Source organism: Paraburkholderia sp. GAS334, assembly GCF_050436625.1.
In the GTDB taxonomy this organism is placed as follows: Bacteria; Pseudomonadota; Gammaproteobacteria; order Burkholderiales; family Burkholderiaceae; genus Paraburkholderia.
Map to the genome: position 1 here is coordinate 21,767 of NZ_JBNDMO010000025.1, position 17,925 is coordinate 39,691.

At 59.5% G+C, this 17,925-nt stretch carries 15 protein-coding genes; 8 read left to right on the top strand and 7 right to left on the bottom strand.

What is annotated here, in order from left to right:
- Nucleotides 1–36: 36 nt before the first annotated feature.
- The 3 genes from P3T21_RS30660 to P3T21_RS30670 all read left to right on the top strand — a co-directional run bounded on the left by P3T21_RS30660 (nucleotide 37) and on the right by P3T21_RS30670 (nucleotide 4,718).
- On the top strand, nucleotides 37–2,994 hold the full coding sequence (locus tag P3T21_RS30660) for a molybdopterin-dependent oxidoreductase (RefSeq protein ID WP_429259695.1): 2,958 nt from the start codon (nucleotides 37–39) through the stop codon (nucleotides 2,992–2,994).
- Entirely contained in the window at nucleotides 2,964–3,836 is an 873-nt protein-coding gene (locus P3T21_RS30665) for a 4Fe-4S dicluster domain-containing protein (protein WP_429259696.1), read from the top strand. The genes P3T21_RS30660 and P3T21_RS30665 overlap by 31 nt, the downstream gene beginning before the upstream one ends.
- A 108-nt stretch (nucleotides 3,837–3,944) precedes the next feature.
- On the top strand, nucleotides 3,945–4,718 hold the full coding sequence (locus tag P3T21_RS30670) for an SDR family NAD(P)-dependent oxidoreductase (RefSeq protein ID WP_429259697.1): 774 nt from the start codon (nucleotides 3,945–3,947) through the stop codon (nucleotides 4,716–4,718).
- Nucleotides 4,719–4,816: 98 nt separating this feature from the next.
- Here the strand turns inward: P3T21_RS30670 and P3T21_RS30675 are convergent, their stop codons facing one another.
- The 4 genes from P3T21_RS30675 to P3T21_RS30690 all read right to left on the bottom strand — a co-directional run bounded on the left by P3T21_RS30675 (nucleotide 4,817) and on the right by P3T21_RS30690 (nucleotide 8,001).
- The gene (locus P3T21_RS30675; protein ID WP_429259698.1) at nucleotides 4,817–4,990 is read right to left on the bottom strand and encodes a hypothetical protein; all 174 of its coding nucleotides are present in this window, start codon (nucleotides 4,988–4,990) and stop codon (nucleotides 4,817–4,819) included.
- 21 nt (nucleotides 4,991–5,011) lie between these two features.
- Nucleotides 5,012–5,392, bottom strand: coding sequence for a nuclear transport factor 2 family protein (locus tag P3T21_RS30680; protein ID WP_429259699.1), 381 nt, complete (start codon nucleotides 5,390–5,392; stop codon nucleotides 5,012–5,014).
- Between the two features lie 115 nt (nucleotides 5,393–5,507).
- Nucleotides 5,508–6,866, bottom strand: a complete 1,359-nt coding sequence (locus P3T21_RS30685; RefSeq protein ID WP_429259700.1) for an MFS transporter — start codon at nucleotides 6,864–6,866, stop codon at nucleotides 5,508–5,510.
- 142 nt (nucleotides 6,867–7,008) lie between these two features.
- Entirely contained in the window at nucleotides 7,009–8,001 is a 993-nt protein-coding gene (locus tag P3T21_RS30690) for an ABC transporter substrate-binding protein (RefSeq protein ID WP_429259701.1), read from the bottom strand.
- Nucleotides 8,002–8,367: 366 nt separating this feature from the next.
- Here P3T21_RS30690 and P3T21_RS30695 point away from each other — a divergent pair, with 366 nt between their 5' ends.
- Nucleotides 8,368–10,119, top strand: a complete 1,752-nt coding sequence (locus tag P3T21_RS30695; protein ID WP_429259702.1) for an FAD-dependent oxidoreductase — start codon at nucleotides 8,368–8,370, stop codon at nucleotides 10,117–10,119.
- A 447-nt stretch (nucleotides 10,120–10,566) separates the two neighbouring features.
- Here the strand turns inward: P3T21_RS30695 and P3T21_RS30700 are convergent, their stop codons facing one another.
- The gene (locus tag P3T21_RS30700) at nucleotides 10,567–11,271 is read right to left on the bottom strand and encodes a Crp/Fnr family transcriptional regulator (RefSeq protein ID WP_429259703.1); all 705 of its coding nucleotides are present in this window, start codon (nucleotides 11,269–11,271) and stop codon (nucleotides 10,567–10,569) included.
- A gap of 192 nt (nucleotides 11,272–11,463) precedes the next feature.
- Between P3T21_RS30700 and P3T21_RS30705 the strand changes: the two genes are divergently transcribed.
- From P3T21_RS30705 to P3T21_RS30715, 3 genes are all read left to right on the top strand, one after another.
- Entirely contained in the window at nucleotides 11,464–12,231 is a 768-nt protein-coding gene (locus P3T21_RS30705) for a class II aldolase/adducin family protein (protein WP_429259704.1), read from the top strand.
- Between the two features lie 119 nt (nucleotides 12,232–12,350).
- A complete protein-coding gene (locus P3T21_RS30710; RefSeq protein WP_429259705.1) occupies nucleotides 12,351–13,394 on the top strand; it encodes a 2-dehydropantoate 2-reductase in 1,044 nt (347 codons plus the stop codon).
- A 330-nt stretch (nucleotides 13,395–13,724) separates the two neighbouring features.
- Nucleotides 13,725–14,174: a MaoC family dehydratase gene (locus tag P3T21_RS30715; protein ID WP_429259706.1), complete on the top strand. Its 450-nt coding sequence runs from the start codon at nucleotides 13,725–13,727 to the stop codon at nucleotides 14,172–14,174.
- A gap of 268 nt (nucleotides 14,175–14,442) precedes the next feature.
- Here P3T21_RS30715 and P3T21_RS30720 read toward each other — a convergent pair whose 3' ends face one another.
- On the bottom strand, nucleotides 14,443–15,006 hold the full coding sequence (locus tag P3T21_RS30720) for a TetR/AcrR family transcriptional regulator (protein ID WP_429259707.1): 564 nt from the start codon (nucleotides 15,004–15,006) through the stop codon (nucleotides 14,443–14,445).
- Nucleotides 15,007–15,238: 232 nt separating this feature from the next.
- On the opposite strand from P3T21_RS30720, the gene P3T21_RS30725 reads away from it, so the two are divergent.
- Nucleotides 15,239–16,123, top strand: a complete 885-nt coding sequence (locus tag P3T21_RS30725; RefSeq protein ID WP_429259708.1) for an SDR family NAD(P)-dependent oxidoreductase — start codon at nucleotides 15,239–15,241, stop codon at nucleotides 16,121–16,123.
- Nucleotides 16,124–16,134: 11 nt separating this feature from the next.
- Here P3T21_RS30725 and P3T21_RS30730 read toward each other — a convergent pair whose 3' ends face one another.
- On the bottom strand, nucleotides 16,135–17,925 hold the full coding sequence (locus P3T21_RS30730) for an acyl-CoA dehydrogenase C-terminal domain-containing protein (RefSeq protein ID WP_429259709.1): 1,791 nt from the start codon (nucleotides 17,923–17,925) through the stop codon (nucleotides 16,135–16,137).

The following is a 17,925-nucleotide window of genomic DNA, read 5'->3' on the forward strand; positions in this document are numbered from 1 at the left end:
GCAGATAGCGTATTTCAGCTCAGGATCCAGACTCACATGCAACGGTACCTTCTTGTATTCATACTTTGGCTGATGCCGACCGCCCTGCGGATCGCTGCACGCAAGCTTCCCAGCATGCGCGAACACCTCGCGTCAGGAAACTGGGTGATCCAGTTGCGACTGCGGGACAACAGTCTCGCGAGACAACTTCATTTCAGGAACGGCAGCATCTCTGCACGCTGGGGAGTATTGCCCAAGCCAGACGCTGAACTCATCTTCATGGATGCGCCAACCGCACGCCGGATGCTCGCGCCGACGACCGATCACGCCTTCCTGATCGATGCACTCAAGAACTTCAAGATCACGCAGGGCGGAAGTGATCAGGCGCTGGTGTGGTTCGGTCAGCTGGTCAACATCATGAAGACGGCTTCCTGGCGCCGGGGCATGAGGATGAAGGACGGGACAACCCGCTACGTCACGCTCACCAACGGCGGCCCGGTTTTTGTCTTCGTGAAGGATGGCAAGATCATCCGGACAACCCCAATCGATCTTGCTGACGAAGACGGACCGAGCTGGAGCATCACGGCAAGGGGACGCCGTTTCTCGCCGGCTCGGCGCGCAACGGTCAGCCCGCACGCGCTTTCGCTGAAATCGCTCGTGTACTCCGACAAGCGGATTCTCTACCCGATGAAGCGGGTCGACTTCGACCCGAAAGGCGAACGCAATCCCCAGAACCGCGGCATTTCGAAATACGAGCGCATTAGCTGGGACGAAGCGCTCGACATTGTCGCAGGCGAAATCACGCGCATGAAACAGCAGCATGGCCCGGGCGCGATCGCCATGGCCACAGGGGCACATCATCAGTGGGGGAACATTAACTACTACCTGAGCGCCATGCAGCGCTTCGGCAACCTGATCGGATACACGCGCGTCGAAATGAGCCCGATCAGTTGGGAAGGCTGGTACTGGGGTGCCATGCATCACTATGGCAACAGCCTGCGTCTGGGCACGCCAGGCTTTTACGGCACGACGGAGGACTGCCTCGAACATGCCGAGGTAATCGTATTCTGGTCGAGCGACCCGGAGTCGACCAACGGCGTCTACGCCGGCTTCGAAGGCACGGAGCGTCGCCTGTGGGCGAAACAGCTTGGCATCGAGTTTGTCCATATCGACCCGTACCTGACGCAATCCGCCCAGCTTCTTGGTGGCAAGTGGCTCCCTGTTCGCCCCGGTACCGATGCGGCTTTCGCGATTGCCATCATGCATGAATGGATGCTGAACGAAACCTATGACAAAGAGTACGTGGCCTCGAGGACAACGGGCTTCGACGAGTGGCGCGCTTATGTGCTTGGGGAGGAAGACGGCTTGCCCAAGACGCCCGAGTGGCAGGAAGCCGAAACCGGTATTCCGGCGAAAGACGTCCGCAGTCTTGCCCAGCTGTGGGCATCGAAGAAGACGTATCTCGCGGCAGGCGGCCTGGGCGCGGGCTTCGGTGGCGCATGCCGCACGGAAACCGGTGCCCAGTGGGCACGCAATGTCGTGATGATGATGGCGATGCAGGGTTGGGGAAAGCCGGGTATCAATTTCGGCAACCTGCAAATTGGCGCACCGCAGGATCTGAACTTCTACTTCCCGGGCTATGCCGAGGGCGGAATCTCCGGCGACCTGAACTACACAGCGAGTGCAGCGCACAACTACTGCCGCATGCCGCACATCATCACGATCAATCCCGTGAAGCAGTCCGTGCCTCGCCAACGGTTTGCCGAAGCGATCACCCAGGGCACGGCGGATGGCTACCTGTGGGAAGGCTTCTCGACAGAAGGACAATTTGCCCACTACTCGTATCCGCGGCCAGGCTATTCGCCCATCCACATGCTGTATCGCTATGGTTCATCGTCGTTCGGTACGGTCCCGGGATCGAACCGGCTCGTCGATGCGTACCGTCATCCGTCGCTCGAATTCATCGTCAACCAGTCGATCTGGATGGAGAACGAGGCGCAGTTTGCCGACATCATCCTGCCGGCGTGTACCGCGCTCGAACGCGACGACATCTCCGAATGGGCAAATTGCGGCGGCTATATCCAGCACGCTCAGAGCCAGCTCAATCATCGGATGATGATCATGCAGCACAAATGCATCGAGCCGCTTGGCGAATCCAGGTCCGACTACCAGATCTTCCTGGACATCCTCTTGCGGCTTGGATACGGCGGCATGTACTCCGAAGGCGGCGGCTCGGAACTGACGTGGTGTGAACGGATGTTCAACTCGACGGATCTGCCGAAGCAAACGACCTGGAAGAAATTCCTCAAGAAGGGTTATCACGTCGTGCCGCCGCCCGCGGACAACGACCGGCAACCGGTCGACATGCGCTGGTTTGCCGAAGGTCGCCCGAAGGATCTGCCGGAGGCCAACCCGCTTCCCGGCGTGTACTCGACAAAGTTTGGAGAGAGCCTTCCCACGCAGTCGGGCAAGTTCGAGTTCGTTCCATCAAGTCTGCGCCGCATCGAGAAAATCGATCCTGCACGGCCGGCAGTCAACCGGTATATGAACGGCGATAGTGCCAGACGGCAACGCTTCCCTCTGCAACTCGTGACCAACCATCCCGTGTATAGCTTCCATTCGCAGGCGGACGGAAAGAACAGCCACATCAGCACCATCAATGAGCACCGGATGAATGTTGGAGGCTATCGCTACTGGGTGCTGAGAATGAACCCCCAGGATGCTGCAGCCCGAGCGCTGAAATCCGGCGATCTGGTTCGCGTTCATAACGCGCAGGCATCGGTGATCTGCGCGGTGGACGTTTCCCAGCTTGTCAAAGAAGGCGTCGCGCGCGGCAATGAATCGTGTGCTGAACTCGACCTGATCCAGACTTCGGTCGGTCTGGTCGATCGTGGAGGTTGTCTCAACCTCCTCACTCCCGGTCGAAAAATGAGTCCGACCTCGGACGGGATCATGCCGAACAGCTGCTGGGTGGAGGTAGACAAATGGGACGCAACACTGGAGAAGGCAGCATGACCGGCTGGGCATTGATCATCGACGTTTCGCTCTGCATCAACTGCAGAAACTGTGTCATCGCGACCAAGGATGAATACAGCGGAAACGCTTTTCCAGGCTATTCGGCGCCTCATCCCCCGGAGGGTCTCGAAACGATCCGGATCGAACGTCACGTTCGCGGAGAAGGCACGCTCGTCGACGTGACCTATATCCCGAAGACATGCAACCATTGCGACAACGCACCGTGCGTCAATGCAGCCAAAGATGGATCCATCTACAAGCGCCCGGACGGTGTCGTTGTGATTGACCCGGTCAAGTCACGCGGCCGACGCGATCTGGTCAAGTCGTGCCCGTACGACATGATCGAGTGGAACGAACAGGAACAGGTGCCGCAGAACTGGAACTTTGACGCACACCTGCTCGACTCCGGCTGGAACGAACCCCGTTGTGCGCAGGCTTGCCCGACCAGGGCGATTCGCGCGTTGAAGGCAGAAGATGCCGAGTTGCGAGACATGGTCGAGAAGGAGCATCTGTCTGTCATTCACCCCGAGTTCGGAACGAAGCCACGCGTCTTCTACCGCAATCTCGACGATGCGCTCAGCCATCTGGTCGCAGGCAATGTTTGCGAAAACATGGGTGATGGTCGTATGCGCAACCTGGAGGGTGTGGAAGTTGTACTGCTCGACTCCGCCGATGGCAGCGAACGCACGACGCAGACCGACCATTTCGGCGACTTCCGGTTCTCCGGTTTGACTGAGCTGTCCTCGTCCATTGAAGTGCGAGTGCGAAAGGACGGGACTGAAAAAATCATCGCGGCGAGAGAGCGCACAGGAAGCGTCAATCTCGGCACGTTGCTGTATTGATGCCGCACGTCGTGTGGCCTCGCATCGATCGTGCAATCGCCGCGCGAGGCAGCGCGTTCCGATTCGAAGGTAATCCGTTTCGAAACCCCACAAACCTCGGAGTCACGCATGCAGCTTAAAGATAAGGTCGCGGTTATTACTGGCGGAGACAGTGGAATCGGGTTGGCTTCGGCGCGACTCTTTCTCGAGGAAGGAGCGAACGTTATCCTCATGAGCAACAATGCGGATACGCTTCATGCCGCACGTGGTCAGCTTGGCGCAAAGCTCGTGACGATCGAGGCGGATGTCACGAACGCTAATGCACTCGTCGACGCCTTCACGGAAGCCGGTCGCCAGTTTGGCCATATCGATGTGCTGCTTGCCAGTGCTGGCGTCGTATCCCCCACACCTTTGGACAACACGCCCAGCGACCTCGTTGAACGCATACTCAGGATCAACGTCGCCGGGAGCTTCTACACTGTGCAGGCCGCACTGCCACATCTGCGGTCGGGCTCGTCGGTCATTCTCATCGGCTCTGTCGTCGCGACTATGGGTATCGGCGGATTCGGCATCTATGCTGCAAGCAAAGCGGGAATATCAGGCATGGCACGCGCGCTTGCATCCGAACTGACGCCGAAAGGCATTCGCGTCAATACGCTGGTTCCGGGCCCGACTCGCACGCCGATCTGGAACACCATCGTTCAGACAGAGACGCAGTTGCAGGAGCTCGAAAAGAGCCTGATCCGAAGCATTCCGATCGGCCGCCTCAACGATGCCGAAGAAGTAGCACAGGCCGCCCTCTTTCTCGCTTCGGACTACTCGAGCAGCATGCAGGCCGCGGAAATGGTCATCGATGGCGGTGCGTCGCGAGCGCCCCAAGGTGCGCCTGCGTATCGCCAATGAGCGCCAGTTCGACCATAGTTCCGTCACCTGCGGGAGGGTGAAATACGGATCGGCATCTGCGCGCGTTACATACGACTCACCCGACAGTGTCAAATCCGTCACTGGTGATAGTGCGGCCACTCCGACAAGCCTCGCCTTGCCGGAGAGGGCATCTTCGGAAACGCGTGCGGCAAGCGCGCGCCTGCCGCAGCGCACGCCATGGCCGCTGCCCGTCCAATACCCGTGCCACCGCCCGTAACGATGATCGTCTTACCTTCAAGAGTCCGGTTCATCGGCTTACGCTCCCTTTGTAATCAATGCGCAAACAGCGGTGCAACGTCGATGTAGATACGGTAATCGTCGATCTGCCTGTCGCGTAGCCGCCAGATGGTCACCCCCGGCACCGTCAGTGTCGATCCATCCTTGCGCGTGTAAGTCACGTCGAGCCGCGATATAACGACGTCGTCGAACGACCAGACATCAAGCAGGTGATGCTTGATGCCGGCGATCAAAGCCATGAACGCCTTTGAAGCCTCGGCAACATTTGCGCGTCCGGTGACCGGGTCGCTATTGGCATAGACAAACGTGCAGTTTTCCGTCAGGTAGCGCGCTAGCTGCTGCTCGTCTTTCGAATCAATGGCTTCATACACTTCAGATACGTATTCGAATGCTGCTGTGGGCGCCTCAGTGAACATGCCAGGTCTCCTCCTCGAAGGCTGATTGAGTACGATGTTGTTGATAGCTCGGAGCACTCCCCGCACGGCGGCTGGTATCTGCATCCAGTACGACGGGGCAACCACTGCCGCCCGCTCAGTGACTCAGTGATCGCACTCCGCCGGGCGTCGGTCTGAAGACGTGCGGCAGAGCAAACTGCTTGACCAGCAAAGCGATACACGAAAGCGCTCCGGCAACGGCGATCGTCGCAAAGACACCTACGAACGTAAAATGCGACCTTACGAGTTCGGCGACGAGAAACGAGCCTGCGATCCCGCCAAAGCGGGCCATGCCGAGCATCCACGCGACACCCGTGCCGCGACCCTCAGTCGGATAAAACGCAGCCGCAAGCGCATTCATTGAGGCTTGCGCAGTGTTCATCAGCACGCCGCACACAACAACGATGGGCACAAGCAGGCCTATGTGTCCCGCTGTCTCTCCAATACAAAAGAGACTGATCGCAGCGAGTGCGTAGCACGCGGCAATCACTAAATTTGCATTGAAGCGATCCATCAGTGCGCCGCACAACACCGCGCCGATACCACCCAGCGGGAACAGTGCGGAAATTACCGTCGCGCTTCTCAGGCTCAGGCCCGCGTCCTTCAGCAGAATCGGCATCCAGTTGATTAACGCGTAGATCACCAGAAGGCCCATGAAGGCCGCGATCCATAGCATCAATGAACCGACGATGTATGCACGCGACAACACAACGCCGAGCCCCTTGTCGCCCGTCCCCGGTGCGCTTTCGGTAAGAGCGAAACCGCGCGCGTGGGTCGCTTCATCGGAGATACGCGACAGAATCGCGCGAATGCGCGCGACGGGCTTGCCGTTTGCAACCATAAAGCGCACCGATTCCGGCATCCAGAACAGCAGCAAGACACTGTGAAGTATCGGCGTGACGCCGCCCAGTATCAGAACACTTCGCCAGCCAGCGTGAGGAATCAGCCATGCTGCAAGCAGCCCGCCGCAAGCCGCGCCGAGTGGGAATCCGCAGCACATCAGGCTGGTCACAGTTGCGCGGCGCCGGGTCGGGCAGAACTCGTCCATCATGGTCACCGCGCCAGGCATCGCTGCGCCGAGGCCAATGCCCGTGATGAAGCGCAGCAGAGTCAGTTGCCCGATGTTCGTTGAGAACGCGGATGTAACGCAGGCAACACCGAAGAGAAACACGGATCCGACCATCAGCGACCGTCGTCCGACGCGATCGGACAAAGGGCCGGACACGAGCGCACCGAACGCGAGGCCGAACAGTGCGGCACTCAGGACTGGTGCGAGGTCAGGCTTCGCGAGATGCCACTCAGTCAGTAACGACGGCGCGATGAAACCGATTGCCGCAGTGTCGAAACCATCCAGCATGACAATCACGAAGCACATGAAAAAAATGAGTCGCTGAAAGCGGCCGAATGGGTGCTCGTCGATGAGCTTCTGGGCATCGATGACCGAAGCAAGTTTCATCGTTTGTCTCCTGCCAGTCGCGAAGGAGTGCACTGGCCGCGTCTATCGCGCTGGTTGTCGATCAGAACGAATGCACCACGTCCGCGCCGCGCGGATCGACGCCGCGACACGGGCTATTCCGGCCTATCCCTGCGTCTCTTGTTCAAATTGCAAAGCTTTCGAGGGTTGCCGGGTGGAATAGCTCGCGCGGTTGAAGCTGGCGAGCCGACAGTCCCTCTGCAAAATGGCGGGCAAGAAAACGGTCAATAGCATGCTCATTGTTCGCAAAGCCATACGACCAGAAGTCGGTACCCATCAGTTTGCGAGCGGCACGTAAATGGTCCTCGACGAACGGCAGCGTGACCTTGGTGGCCGCCGTATCGCTCAACCGCGTCAACGCAAGCGCTTTAGACTTCTCAAATGCCTTCATCACTGCGCCTGGCAGCCAGGGATGGCGCTCTGCCAGCGTCTTCCTGACTCCCAGCGTGTGCATGATCGGAAACAGCTTCGTACGTGTGTACCAGTCTGCTGCGGCTTTGTGCGGATCGTCGAACAGGTACTTGACCTGGGGATGCCCACGGTCGAAGCATGAAGGCGCTCGCGGTCCAATGACAGCATCGATTTCCCCGTCCGCCAGCAGGCTCGAGATCGTCTTCCCTTCGGGCGCGTTCTCCAGCTTGACGTCCGCAGGCAAGTTCAGTGTGATCTTCTCCACCCTGGTCGGATCTTCGTATCCGCCACGCACCCAGGTCACATCCGAAGGCTTGACGCCGTACTCTTCTTCGAGAAGCAGACGTACCCAGACGTTAGCCGTTAGCTGATATTCCGGCACACCGATGCGCTTGCCTTTCAGATCTTCCGCGCGGTTAATGCCCCTATCCGCGCGCACATAAATCGACGTATGTCGAAAGGCTCGCGACGGAAAGACCGGCACGGCGATGTACGGGGAAGTTCCCGCAGCGGTCTTCACCGAGTAGCTGCTGAGCGAGAGTTCGCAAATGTCGAAGTCGGCGTGCCTGAAGGCGCGAAAAAAGATCTCTTCGGGATCCTGCAACATGAAGACCGGATCCACGCCCTCGATTTGAACCTCGCCGTCGACCAATGGCCTGATCCGGTCATAGTTGCCTACCGCGACGGACAACTGAAGCTTGCTCATTGTTTCTCCTGTTGTTGCTGCAAATACGACCCCAATCCGCGACCGCCAGATAGTCGATTTATATCGAATGATCTGTCACAGAACGATCTCTGTCAAGAAATTGTGGAGACTCTCCAGCCATGTCACGGCGTCGAACCGAACGGGCTGCCTGGTGAGGCCAGGGGATTCCCTAAAACGCTTGACATCGCCCACTCCGAAACACATCATTCGATATACATTTATCCCTATCAGTATAATGCCATATCGATCTATTTGACTGCGGCATGAGGCGCACTACGCTAGTGTTGTGCGATCGGTGTTCAGGGAGTGCGTGAACACCGCTTTTCGAATCGATCTGCCAGAAACGCTTAAAACAGGACGAACACCATGGGCACCGCAACGACGGAGAATTGGGACCGCGAGGTCGACGTCATCATCATGGGTGCAGGTGCCGCTGGCTTGACGGCGGCGATCGTGTCGAAGAACGAGGGGCTCGAGCCGCTCGTTCTCGAGAAGACCGATCAGGTCGGCGGAACTTCCGCGTGGTCGATGGGAATGTTGTGGTTCGTCGATAGCGCGCCAATGCGGGCCGCCGGCTTCAAAGATTCATTCGATAAAGCGCGCCAATACTTTGCGAGGACTGTCGGTACGAGCGTCGATCGCTCATTGCAGGAGGCCTACATCCTCAAAGGCCGGGTCGCCCTCGACTATATGTTGCGCAACTCGGCGCTAGAGGTGATGGCAGTCGACTACCCGGACTACTACCCCGAGCTGGAGGGCGGCATGTTTGGCCGCGCTCATGCCCCGCTGGAATTCGATGCTCGCAAACTTGGCCAGCACTTCAAGAATTTACGTGCCCCACTACCGGCGTTTGCACCGTTCGGTGGAATGATGCTGGACCTGGTTGACCTGCTTCACTTCCTTTCCTTCACCAGATCACTTCGCTCGTTCCGCCATGTGATGAAGCGCTTTTTGCGCTATGGCGTGGATCGGTTGAGTTATCACCGTGGCACCCGGCTCGTTGGCGGAAATGCGCTCATCGCTCGCCTGTACAAGACAATTCTGGATCGGCAAATCGATATCTGGCTGCAGTCGTCCGCCACCAGACTGATCATCGATGACGGTACTGTCGTCGGTGCAGAAGTGGTTCGGGACGGACGCACAATTCGAATCCGCGCTCGCCGGGGTGTGGTGATTGCGACCGGAGGGTATCCAGGCAGCCGGGAAATGCGCAAGGAACACTCACGCAAGCCCACCGTCGAGTTGGGACTCGGACTGCCTGGTAACGTTGGCGAGGGTATTCGTCTAGGTCTGTCGGCCGGGGGGCGAATTGACCACAACTCCGAAGACACCGGTTTCTATGTGCCAATGTCCGTGCTTTCGAATGAGAAGGGCGATGAGGTCTTGTGGGGGCACTTCATGCTCGATCGTCCCAAGCCCGGGTTCATTGCAGTGGGCAAGGACGGAAACCGCTTCACGAACGAGGCAGCGTCTTACCACGCATTCACGCTGGGGATGTTCGATGCAGGCGCCATCCCCGCCTATCTCATTGCCGACGCGGCAACCGTAAAGAAGTACGGCATTGGCGTCATTCTTCCCGGTAGCTTGTCGCTGCGGCGCTACGAGAAGGCGGAATACCTCTTCAGTGGCCGGACGCTGGTTGAACTTGCCGGCAAACTCGGCGTCGACCCGAGCGGACTCGAACGCAGCGTCGCGCGCAATAACGAATTCGCAGCCACCGGCGTGGACGCCGATTTCGGGAAGGGATCGTCCGCCTACAACATTTACAAGGGCGACCCGACGCATTCACCCAATCCCTGCCTGGGACCCATCGAGCGTGGGCCCTTTTACGCTGTCAAGCTGATGCCGGGCGACTTCGGTACAAGCCGTGGTCTCGTGACCGGAAGTAACGGCGAAGTGCTCGATCACGATAACCGTCCAATCCCTGGACTCTACGCTTGCGGCAACGATATGAACTCGCCGGTGGGCGGACACTACATTGGCGCGGGGATAACACTCGGGCCCGCGTTGACGTTCGGATATCTGACCGCCATGTCCATTGCCGGAAACAGGCAGGCGGAGGTGGACAGCAATGCAAATATCCCTTCGTCCTCCACCTCTAAATCGCGCATTGCCTGATCGTTAAATTGCTTGCTGCGTAACAGAAGACAGCGGTGTCAGCTGCATCGACGAAATGAGGTGACTGCCATGAAGCGACTTGTTTGCGTGACGGGCGTGCTTGCTGCTGCAGGTTTGGCAGCCCTGGCGCTCGTATGGAGTGAGCCGGAACCGTCAAACGAGCAGTCAGACAAGATTACGTGTACCTACTACGGAGAGACTTGCGTGCCTCCGATGGCTTTTTCCAAAGCATACTTCCGCCTTTTTCCATAAGATCCTCCGACTAGTAGCATGCGAGGCGTGCTGCAGTCGATTGCACCCCAAAACCGGGCTCTACACGGTCTTGTCCTGGGACTGAAAGCAAGGCTCGCAGACATCGCTTGCAACCTTGGTGCGGCGCATGACCACCTATGGCGACAGCGTCATGAGCAACCCGCTCACCCAAGACGCGACGAAACGGCGTGACAGTCACGGATCTGGATCGCCGAGACTGGCTGCGCGCAATCGGTCGAAATCGAGAATCGCGATTTCCCCGGATTTCAGGCTCAATATGCGTTGACTTTCGAGGTTCCTGAGCAACTGATTAGTGGTTTGTCGCGACAGCGACACCATTGAAGCCAGGCTGTCTTGTGAGACCCTTATCCTGCTCTGCGAGGCGTTGAGACCGCCATAACCTCCAGCAATCATCAGCAAACGGTTCGCCACGCGCTGTGCCGCGGGCAAGAGGGTCATCGCTTCGGCGTTCTCGAACGAAACCCGAAGTCTTTGCGCCATCAACAACGCAAAATCGCGCCAATAGCGGGGCGTGGAGTCGAGCAGGTCTTGCAGCGCTGACTCGGGCACGTGCAGCAGAAGCGTCCTGCTAACGGCGGTGGCGTCGTGCGGACGCGGCAGTCCATCGAACAGCGAGATTTCCCCCACCCATGCAGTCGGTCCGAGCACCGCGAGCAACGCCTCTTTCCCATCCACCCCGACTGTGCCCATAGCGAGTGCGCCGCCCAGCACAGCGTACAAGCCATAAGACTGTTCACCACGCCGATACAGGAATTGGCCCTTTTCCAGCGTGAGCAGGTTGGCATGGCTGACCAGATAGTCCCGCAACTCGACGGGCAGGCCCCGGAACCATGGAGTCGTTTCGAGTTGTGTCCGGTAGCGGTGCAGGCTGGATTCCATTGGCGAGTCGACCTGTCGGGTATCTGACAGATTTTAGGCGGGTTCGCGAACATCATGTGGACTCGCATCTGACGACGCAATGACTTTTGGCCCTTGATGCACCTGCTGCGTCGCGGGGGCCGAATGAGCGATTTCGCAGGGCGTTGTCTCAGGTTATTCCATTGCTTGAACCATCGAATAAGGAGTGTCGACGTGGCCTCATCTGTTGTCAGTCTGAAGAACGACGTTTCACCTGCCGAATGGGAAGCGCGAGTCAATCTCGCGGCCGCGTACCGTCTCACGGCGCTGTTTGGGTGGGACGATCTGGTGTTTACCCACATCTCGGCGCGCGTGCCCGGCCCCGAACACCATTTCCTGATCAACCCCTACGGGATGATGTTCGACGAAATCACCGCGTCTTCGCTGGTCAAGATCGGCCTCGACGGCCGCAAGGTTGCCGAATCGCCGCATGACGTCAATCCGGCCGGCTTCACGATCCATAGCGCCGTGCATGCGGCACGCGAAGACGCCCTTTGCGTGATGCACACTCACTCGGTCAACGGCGTTGCCGTGTCGGCACAGGAGGCGGGATTGCTGCCGCTCTCCCAGCAGTCACTTGGCGTACTGGCATCGCTCGGCTACCACGACTACGAGGGCATCGCACTCAATGAAGCCGAAAAGCCTCGTCTCGTACAAGACCTCGGAAGCAACACTTATCTGATGCTGCGCAACCACGGCCTGCTGACGGTCGGCGCTACGGCGGCGGACGCCTTCGTCGCCATGTACTTCTTTGAAGCGGCCTCTTTGATTCAGGTGCGCGCCCTGGCAGGTGGCGGAAAGCTGACTCAGATCGCACAGCCGATTCTCGACGGTATCAGGGAGCAGATCGCGCTGGCGACGCGGGGCGTCACGCCGGGGGCGCTGGTGTGGCCCGGGCTGCTCCGTCGGCTCGACCGCCGTAACCCCGGATATGCTGACTAGCACGGTCCGCTCGCACTATGCCCGACGGCATGTGCTGAGCGAACGGCGTAAGCGTCATGGGCCGCGTTTGCCGATTCAACGCAACGCGGATGTAATTGGTAGATCACGTGAGAACCTGCATGGCAAAAATCTTTATCTACGGCGCTGGCTCCATTGGTTGTTATGTCGGCGGACGGCTTCTTGCCGGGGGTAGCGACGTCAGTTTCATTGGGCGTGCACGCGTGGCCGACCAGTTGCGCAATCAAGGCATCACGCTGTCGCGGCACGACGATAGCCGCTGGCAAGTGCCGCCGGAGCGGATCGACGTATCGACGGAGGCGGCCAGCGCCGCCGCTGCCGATCTCGTGCTCGTCACAGTCAAGTCTGCTGCGACACCCACGGCCGCGGCAGAACTGGCGAACGTGCTTCGCCCCGGCACGATCGTCGTGAGCTTCCAGAACGGGATTGGCAATGCGGACGTGCTGCGCGCCGCGCTGCCACAGCACACGGTACTGGAAGGGATGGTGCCGTTCAATGTCGTCGAACGCGGCCCTGGCAGATTTCATCAAGGTTCGGCGGGCGAGCTGGAGATCAGACATACGCCGGCCATGCAGCCGTTCGTCGACGCGTTCAGCCAGGCGGGTCTGCCGCTGATCCAGCACGTCGATATGTTGCCGGTGCAGTGGGCGAAGCTGTTGCTCAACCTCAACAATGCCATCAACGCGCTAGCGAACCGGCCTTTGAAGGAGGAGCTCTCGCAACGCGCCTATCGGATCTGCCTCGCTATGGCGCAGAAAGAAGCGCTCGCGCTTCTGAAACGGGCCGGCATACGACCGGCCAGAGTGACGCCGCTTCCGGCCACCTGGATACCGCGTGTTCTCAGCGTACCCGATGCCTTGTTCGAACGGCTGGGCCGCACGATGCTGACGATCGATCCGCTCGCGCGCTCATCGATGTGCGACGACCTGGCGGCAGGGCGCGCCACGGAAATCGACTGGATAAACGGCGAGGTCGTGCGCCTCGCCCAACGCCTTGGGCAAACGGCGCCGGTAAACGAACGGCTATGCGAACTCGTGCGGGAGGCCGAGCGAGCCGACGTGCGCCCTTCATGGCCAGGCGAAGCACTGCTGGCTGAGATGCGGGCTGCAGCGCATGCCACTTTGGCACTGCACGACAAAATCTGAACGCCGGCGCACGCGCATCCGTTCTTCAACATCCGCCCTCGAAGCGCCCTGAAATCGCCCTTCGCTGCTGGTCGTACCTGGTGAGGTACGAAGAACCGCAACATGGCCGATAAAGCAACGTTCAATCATCCTCGCGAACTGAACGGCCGCTTGCTGGGTGGGTCCGACGTCTGAACGTCCGAGGTCCGCGACGGTCGAATTGTTCACGGACGACTCAATGCAGACACCGCGGAGGACAGGCCGCCCAGGAGCTGCCCGAAAATGATCGTCGCTTAAGCGCGCCTCCAGCGATCCCTGTCGCCAGCCAATCGACAAGCCGGAGTACAGACGATGACAGAACACTTATATCTGGATGACCTGAAGGTCGGCATGCAATTCGACTCGCCCACCTTTACGGTGACGGAGGCTGACATCAAGCGCTTCGCGTCAGAATTCGATCCACAACCGTTTCATCTTGACGATACTGCCGCGAGAGAATCGATTTTCCGTGGTCTTGCCGCAAGCGGTTGGCACACTGCCGCAATTACAATGCGCCTCCTGGTGTCAGGCGGATTGCCGCTCGCTGGAGGCATCATCGGTATGAACGTCGATATTGCATGGGTCAAACCCGTGCGGCCCGGCAATATCCTCCGGGTCGTCAGCACCGTGCAGGATGTTCAGCGGTCGAAGTCCAAACCATCGCAAGGAATCGCGACAGTTGCGTCAGAGACGATGGATGAATCAGGCGAAGTCGTACAGCGTCTCGTGTCGAAACTGCTCGTGGCGGCGCGTAACGCTTGAGCGTGCCACTTCACGGCTAGGTGCTCAATTCCGTTTACACGTACAGGTGCGGGCGAAAGCGGAACTGATCGGACACATCGATCCCAATTTCGCCTGCAGCGCGGCAGTGTCCGTCAGATAATCCCATTGTGGCGAAGATGTCCAGTCCGGCATCAAGGATCTCTTCCGTATGCTCTCCGAGGGTCGGCGAATTCGCCGGTATTGCATGAGAGACTCCGACAAACGGATCGGATTGGCAACCAGTGGCACCTTTTCCGATAAAGGTAGATCAGCCTTTCCGACCCAGCGCGGCAGAGACGATCGCGACCTGCACGCCAATCATTCGCCGCATGTCTGCACCATCGCGAGCAATTTCCTTAAACCCCTTGATAGCAAACACGATCGTCTGAGCCAGGTCGCCGGCTGCTATCCCGAGGCCCGATTCGGCGAGTGGTGCACTGATGATTTCCGTCAACAAGTCGCCGAACGCGGAAAATCCATTACAGACGGACGCGAAACCCAGATCAAACATGTCTTTTGCGTCCGGGTGTGCCTGTACCAACTCGAATCCCTCTGCTCCCCACGCCTCACAGGCATAGCGCAGTTTTTTTTCGAACCCGCGATAACGAGGCAGTCGCTGGCGAATCTCGCTCAGCTTGTCAGCCACCATCGCGTCCACGACTGCATGAAAGATCGCGTCCTTGTCGGGAAACGCCAGATACAGCGTCGGACGAGATAGACCCGCCGCTTGCGCGATGTCTGCCATTGTCGTGCGCGCATAGCCATATCGTAGAAATACGCCTATCGCCGCCTGGACCACCTGGTCACGGCGCGTTGAAGTTCCTTCGCTCATGACAGCGATTATGACACATCGACGGCAAGACACTTTGACGAAAACTGTCAAATGAACTAGACTGCAACTGACAGTTTTACCCAATATGTCAGCTTGTAGCGATCATCTTCTCGCTCGGGAGATTACACATTTCCGTTGATCGAACAGGTCTACGCGGAACGCCTGAAGGTTTGGGAAAGCTGGGAAAACGTCTCGAAGGCCTCGCAGGGGGCCGCAACTAAAGGGATTCACTATGTCTGATACTTCAAAAATCTGGCTGGTAACCGGCGCTGCGCGCGGCCTTGGGCGTCTGATCAGCGAGGCGGTCCTTGCCTCGGGCGATCGTCTTGTTGCTGGCGCCCGCGATCCCGAACGCCTGGTAGATCTAGTCGAGCGCTATGAAGACCGGATTCGTGCCGTCGCACTCGATGTCACCGATGAGGTTGCCGCGCAGCGCGCGGTCGACCACGCGCTCAATGCCTTTGGTCGCCTCGACGTGCTGGTTAATAACGCTGGTTATGGCCACACCGCTCCGTTCGAGCAAATGACAACGCAAGATTTCCGCGATCAGGTGGAAACTAACCTGTTCGGTGTGGTCAACCTGACCCGTGCCGTGCTGCCAGTGATGCGAGAACAGCGCGCTGGTCATATTTTCCAGGTGTCATCGGCGGGCGGCCGCACGTCGACCCCAGGGTTGTCCGCCTACCAGGCGGCGAAGTGGGCCGTCGGCGGTTTCAGCGATGTCGTGGCGAAGGAGGTTGCTCACCTGGGCATCCGCGTATGTACGCTGGAACCGGGAGGGATGCGCACCGACTGGGCCAGCGAAGCACGTCGCGGCATTGATGACATGTTGCCCGACTACGAACAGTCGGTCGGCAAGATGCTCAGGCTTCTGGAAGCTTATGGCGGTCACGAAATCAGCGACCCCGCGAAGATCGCGACATTAATCGTCGAACTATCACGTCGCGACGAACTTCCGTTGCGCCTGTTGCTCGGTGGCGATGCGCTGCACGTCTGCAGTCTCGCAGACGCTGAGCGCGCCGAGGAACTGGAGCGGTGGCGCGAAACCACGCTTTCCACGCATTTCCCGGATGCGCAGCTACCGGAAGGGCTCGATGTGCTGAAGAAGCCGAAATGACATAAGGTGGGTCAGAACTGCTCGATTGGCAGGCTCGACCCGCTCGATGCGCCGCTGCGGATCGTCTCCAGAAGCGCATTCGCTCTGGGCAAGACCTTGTCGGCGTAGAAGCGCGCGGTGGCGAGCTTGGTGCGATGGAAGTCCACGTCTTCATTCGCAGCGCTTTTTCCTGACGCAACAAGCGCTGCGCGCCCCATCTGCCACCCGCCGCACACGTAGCCGGTGAGCATCAGATAGTCGACGGAACTGGCAAGCGCTGCATCGGGCTGAGTCGCCAATGCGTGCAGCATCCAGGCGGTGGCATCGTCGAGCGCCTCTACACCGGCCGCGAGCGCCGTGCCAACGGACGCCACTTGCGTATCCGTGCTGCGCGCCAACTCCAGCGCGGCCTGACGCATCTCCGCAACCAGTTCAGCCATCCCCGCGCCCTGATCTGACGCGAGCTTGCGGCTTACGAGGTCGGCAGCCTGGATGCCCGTCGTGCCCTCATAGATCGGCGCGATTCGCGCATCGCGCAGGAACTGGCATGCGCCCGTCTCTTCGATGTAGCCCATCCCGCCGTGCACCTGCACACCCATCGATGCAATCTCGACGCCCAACTCCGTACACCACGCCTTCAACACGGGGATCAGAAGATCGACACGCGCCTGGCGACGTGCGCGCTCACCGGCGTCGGGGTCGCGGTGCGCGTGGTCCATGTCCGCGGCCATCACGTACGCGAAAGCACGCATCGCTTCGATCTCGGACTTCATCGTCATCAACATGCGCCGTACGTCCGGGTGATGGATGATGGCAACAGCGCCACCCGATTTGCTGGCCGCGAGCCGCCCCTGGACGCGTTCCTTCGCGTATTCGCGGGCCTGCTGATAAGCGCGTTCCGCCATCGCGAGCCCCTGGATACCTACCTTCTGGCGCGCCTCGTTCATCATCGTGAACATATGCGCGAGACCTTTGTTCTCCTGCCCCACCAGATAACCGATCGCCCCACCCTGATCACCGAAGCTCATCACGCAGGTCGGACTCGCGTGAATACCGAGCTTGTGTTCGAGGGACACACAGTGAACGTCATTGCGTTGCCCGGAAGAACCATCGGCATTCAGCAGGAACTTGGGCACGACAAAGAGCGATATGCCGCGCACGCCCTCGGGCGCGTCCGGCGTGCGTGCGAGGACGAGATGAATGACGTTGTCCGTCATATCGTGATCGCCCCACGTGATAAAAATCTTCTGGCCGTAGAGGCGATAGTGGTCGCCAACGGGCACCGCTTTCGTGCGCACGGCGGCGAGATCCGAGCCCGCTTGCGGCTCGGTCAGGTTCATGGTGCCCGTCCACTCGCCGCTGACGAGATTGGGTAAATAGCGTCCCTTGAGTTCTTCCGAGCCGTGCTGCCTCAGCGCCTCCGTGGCGCCCGCCGTCAGCAGAGGACACAGTGCGAACGCCATGTTGGACGAATTCCACATCTCGACGGTCGGCGCATGCAGCAACTCGGGCAGCCCCTGGCCACCGAAATCCGGGTCGCCGGAGAGGCCGCTCCAGCCGCTTTCGACGAACTGCCGGTAGGCTGTCGCGAAACCGTCCGCTGCAACGACGCCGTCCTTCGTCAGGCGCGCGCCCTGCCCGTCGCCGGGCTTGTTGAGCGGTGCCAGCACTTCAGTCGCGAGCTTCGCCGCCTCGTCGAGCACAGCCTCGGCGAGTTCGGGCGTCACCTCCTCGAAGCCCGGCAGCGAAGACAACTCGCCGAGACCGGCCAGTTCCGTCATCACGAAGCGCATGTCGCGCAGCGGTGCAATATAGGTGCTCAT

Bases quoted from the DNA above. Each gene is read 5' to 3' on its own strand.
- P3T21_RS30675 (WP_429259698.1), bottom strand. From the start codon at position 4,990: ATGAACCGGACTCTTGAAGGTAAGACGATCATCGTTACGGGCGGTGGC.
- P3T21_RS30685 (WP_429259700.1), bottom strand. From the start codon at position 6,866: ATGAAACTTGCTTCGGTCATCGATGCCCAGAAGCTCATCGACGAGCAC.
- P3T21_RS30670 (WP_429259697.1), top strand. From the start codon at position 3,945: ATGCAGCTTAAAGATAAGGTCGCGGTTATTACTGGCGGAGACAGTGGA.
- P3T21_RS30730 (WP_429259709.1), bottom strand. From the start codon at position 17,925: ATGAGCACCTATATTGCACCGCTGCGCGACATGCGCTTCGTGATGACG.
- P3T21_RS30695 (WP_429259702.1), top strand. From the start codon at position 8,368: ATGGGCACCGCAACGACGGAGAATTGGGACCGCGAGGTCGACGTCATC.
- P3T21_RS30660 (WP_429259695.1), top strand. From the start codon at position 37: ATGCAACGGTACCTTCTTGTATTCATACTTTGGCTGATGCCGACCGCC.
- P3T21_RS30710 (WP_429259705.1), top strand. From the start codon at position 12,351: ATGGCAAAAATCTTTATCTACGGCGCTGGCTCCATTGGTTGTTATGTC.
- P3T21_RS30715 (WP_429259706.1), top strand. From the start codon at position 13,725: ATGACAGAACACTTATATCTGGATGACCTGAAGGTCGGCATGCAATTC.
- P3T21_RS30680 (WP_429259699.1), bottom strand. From the start codon at position 5,392: ATGTTCACTGAGGCGCCCACAGCAGCATTCGAATACGTATCTGAAGTG.
- P3T21_RS30720 (WP_429259707.1), bottom strand. From the start codon at position 15,006: ATGAGCGAAGGAACTTCAACGCGCCGTGACCAGGTGGTCCAGGCGGCG.
- P3T21_RS30690 (WP_429259701.1), bottom strand. From the start codon at position 8,001: ATGAGCAAGCTTCAGTTGTCCGTCGCGGTAGGCAACTATGACCGGATC.
- P3T21_RS30700 (WP_429259703.1), bottom strand. From the start codon at position 11,271: ATGGAATCCAGCCTGCACCGCTACCGGACACAACTCGAAACGACTCCA.
- P3T21_RS30725 (WP_429259708.1), top strand. From the start codon at position 15,239: ATGTCTGATACTTCAAAAATCTGGCTGGTAACCGGCGCTGCGCGCGGC.
- P3T21_RS30665 (WP_429259696.1), top strand. From the start codon at position 2,964: ATGGGACGCAACACTGGAGAAGGCAGCATGACCGGCTGGGCATTGATC.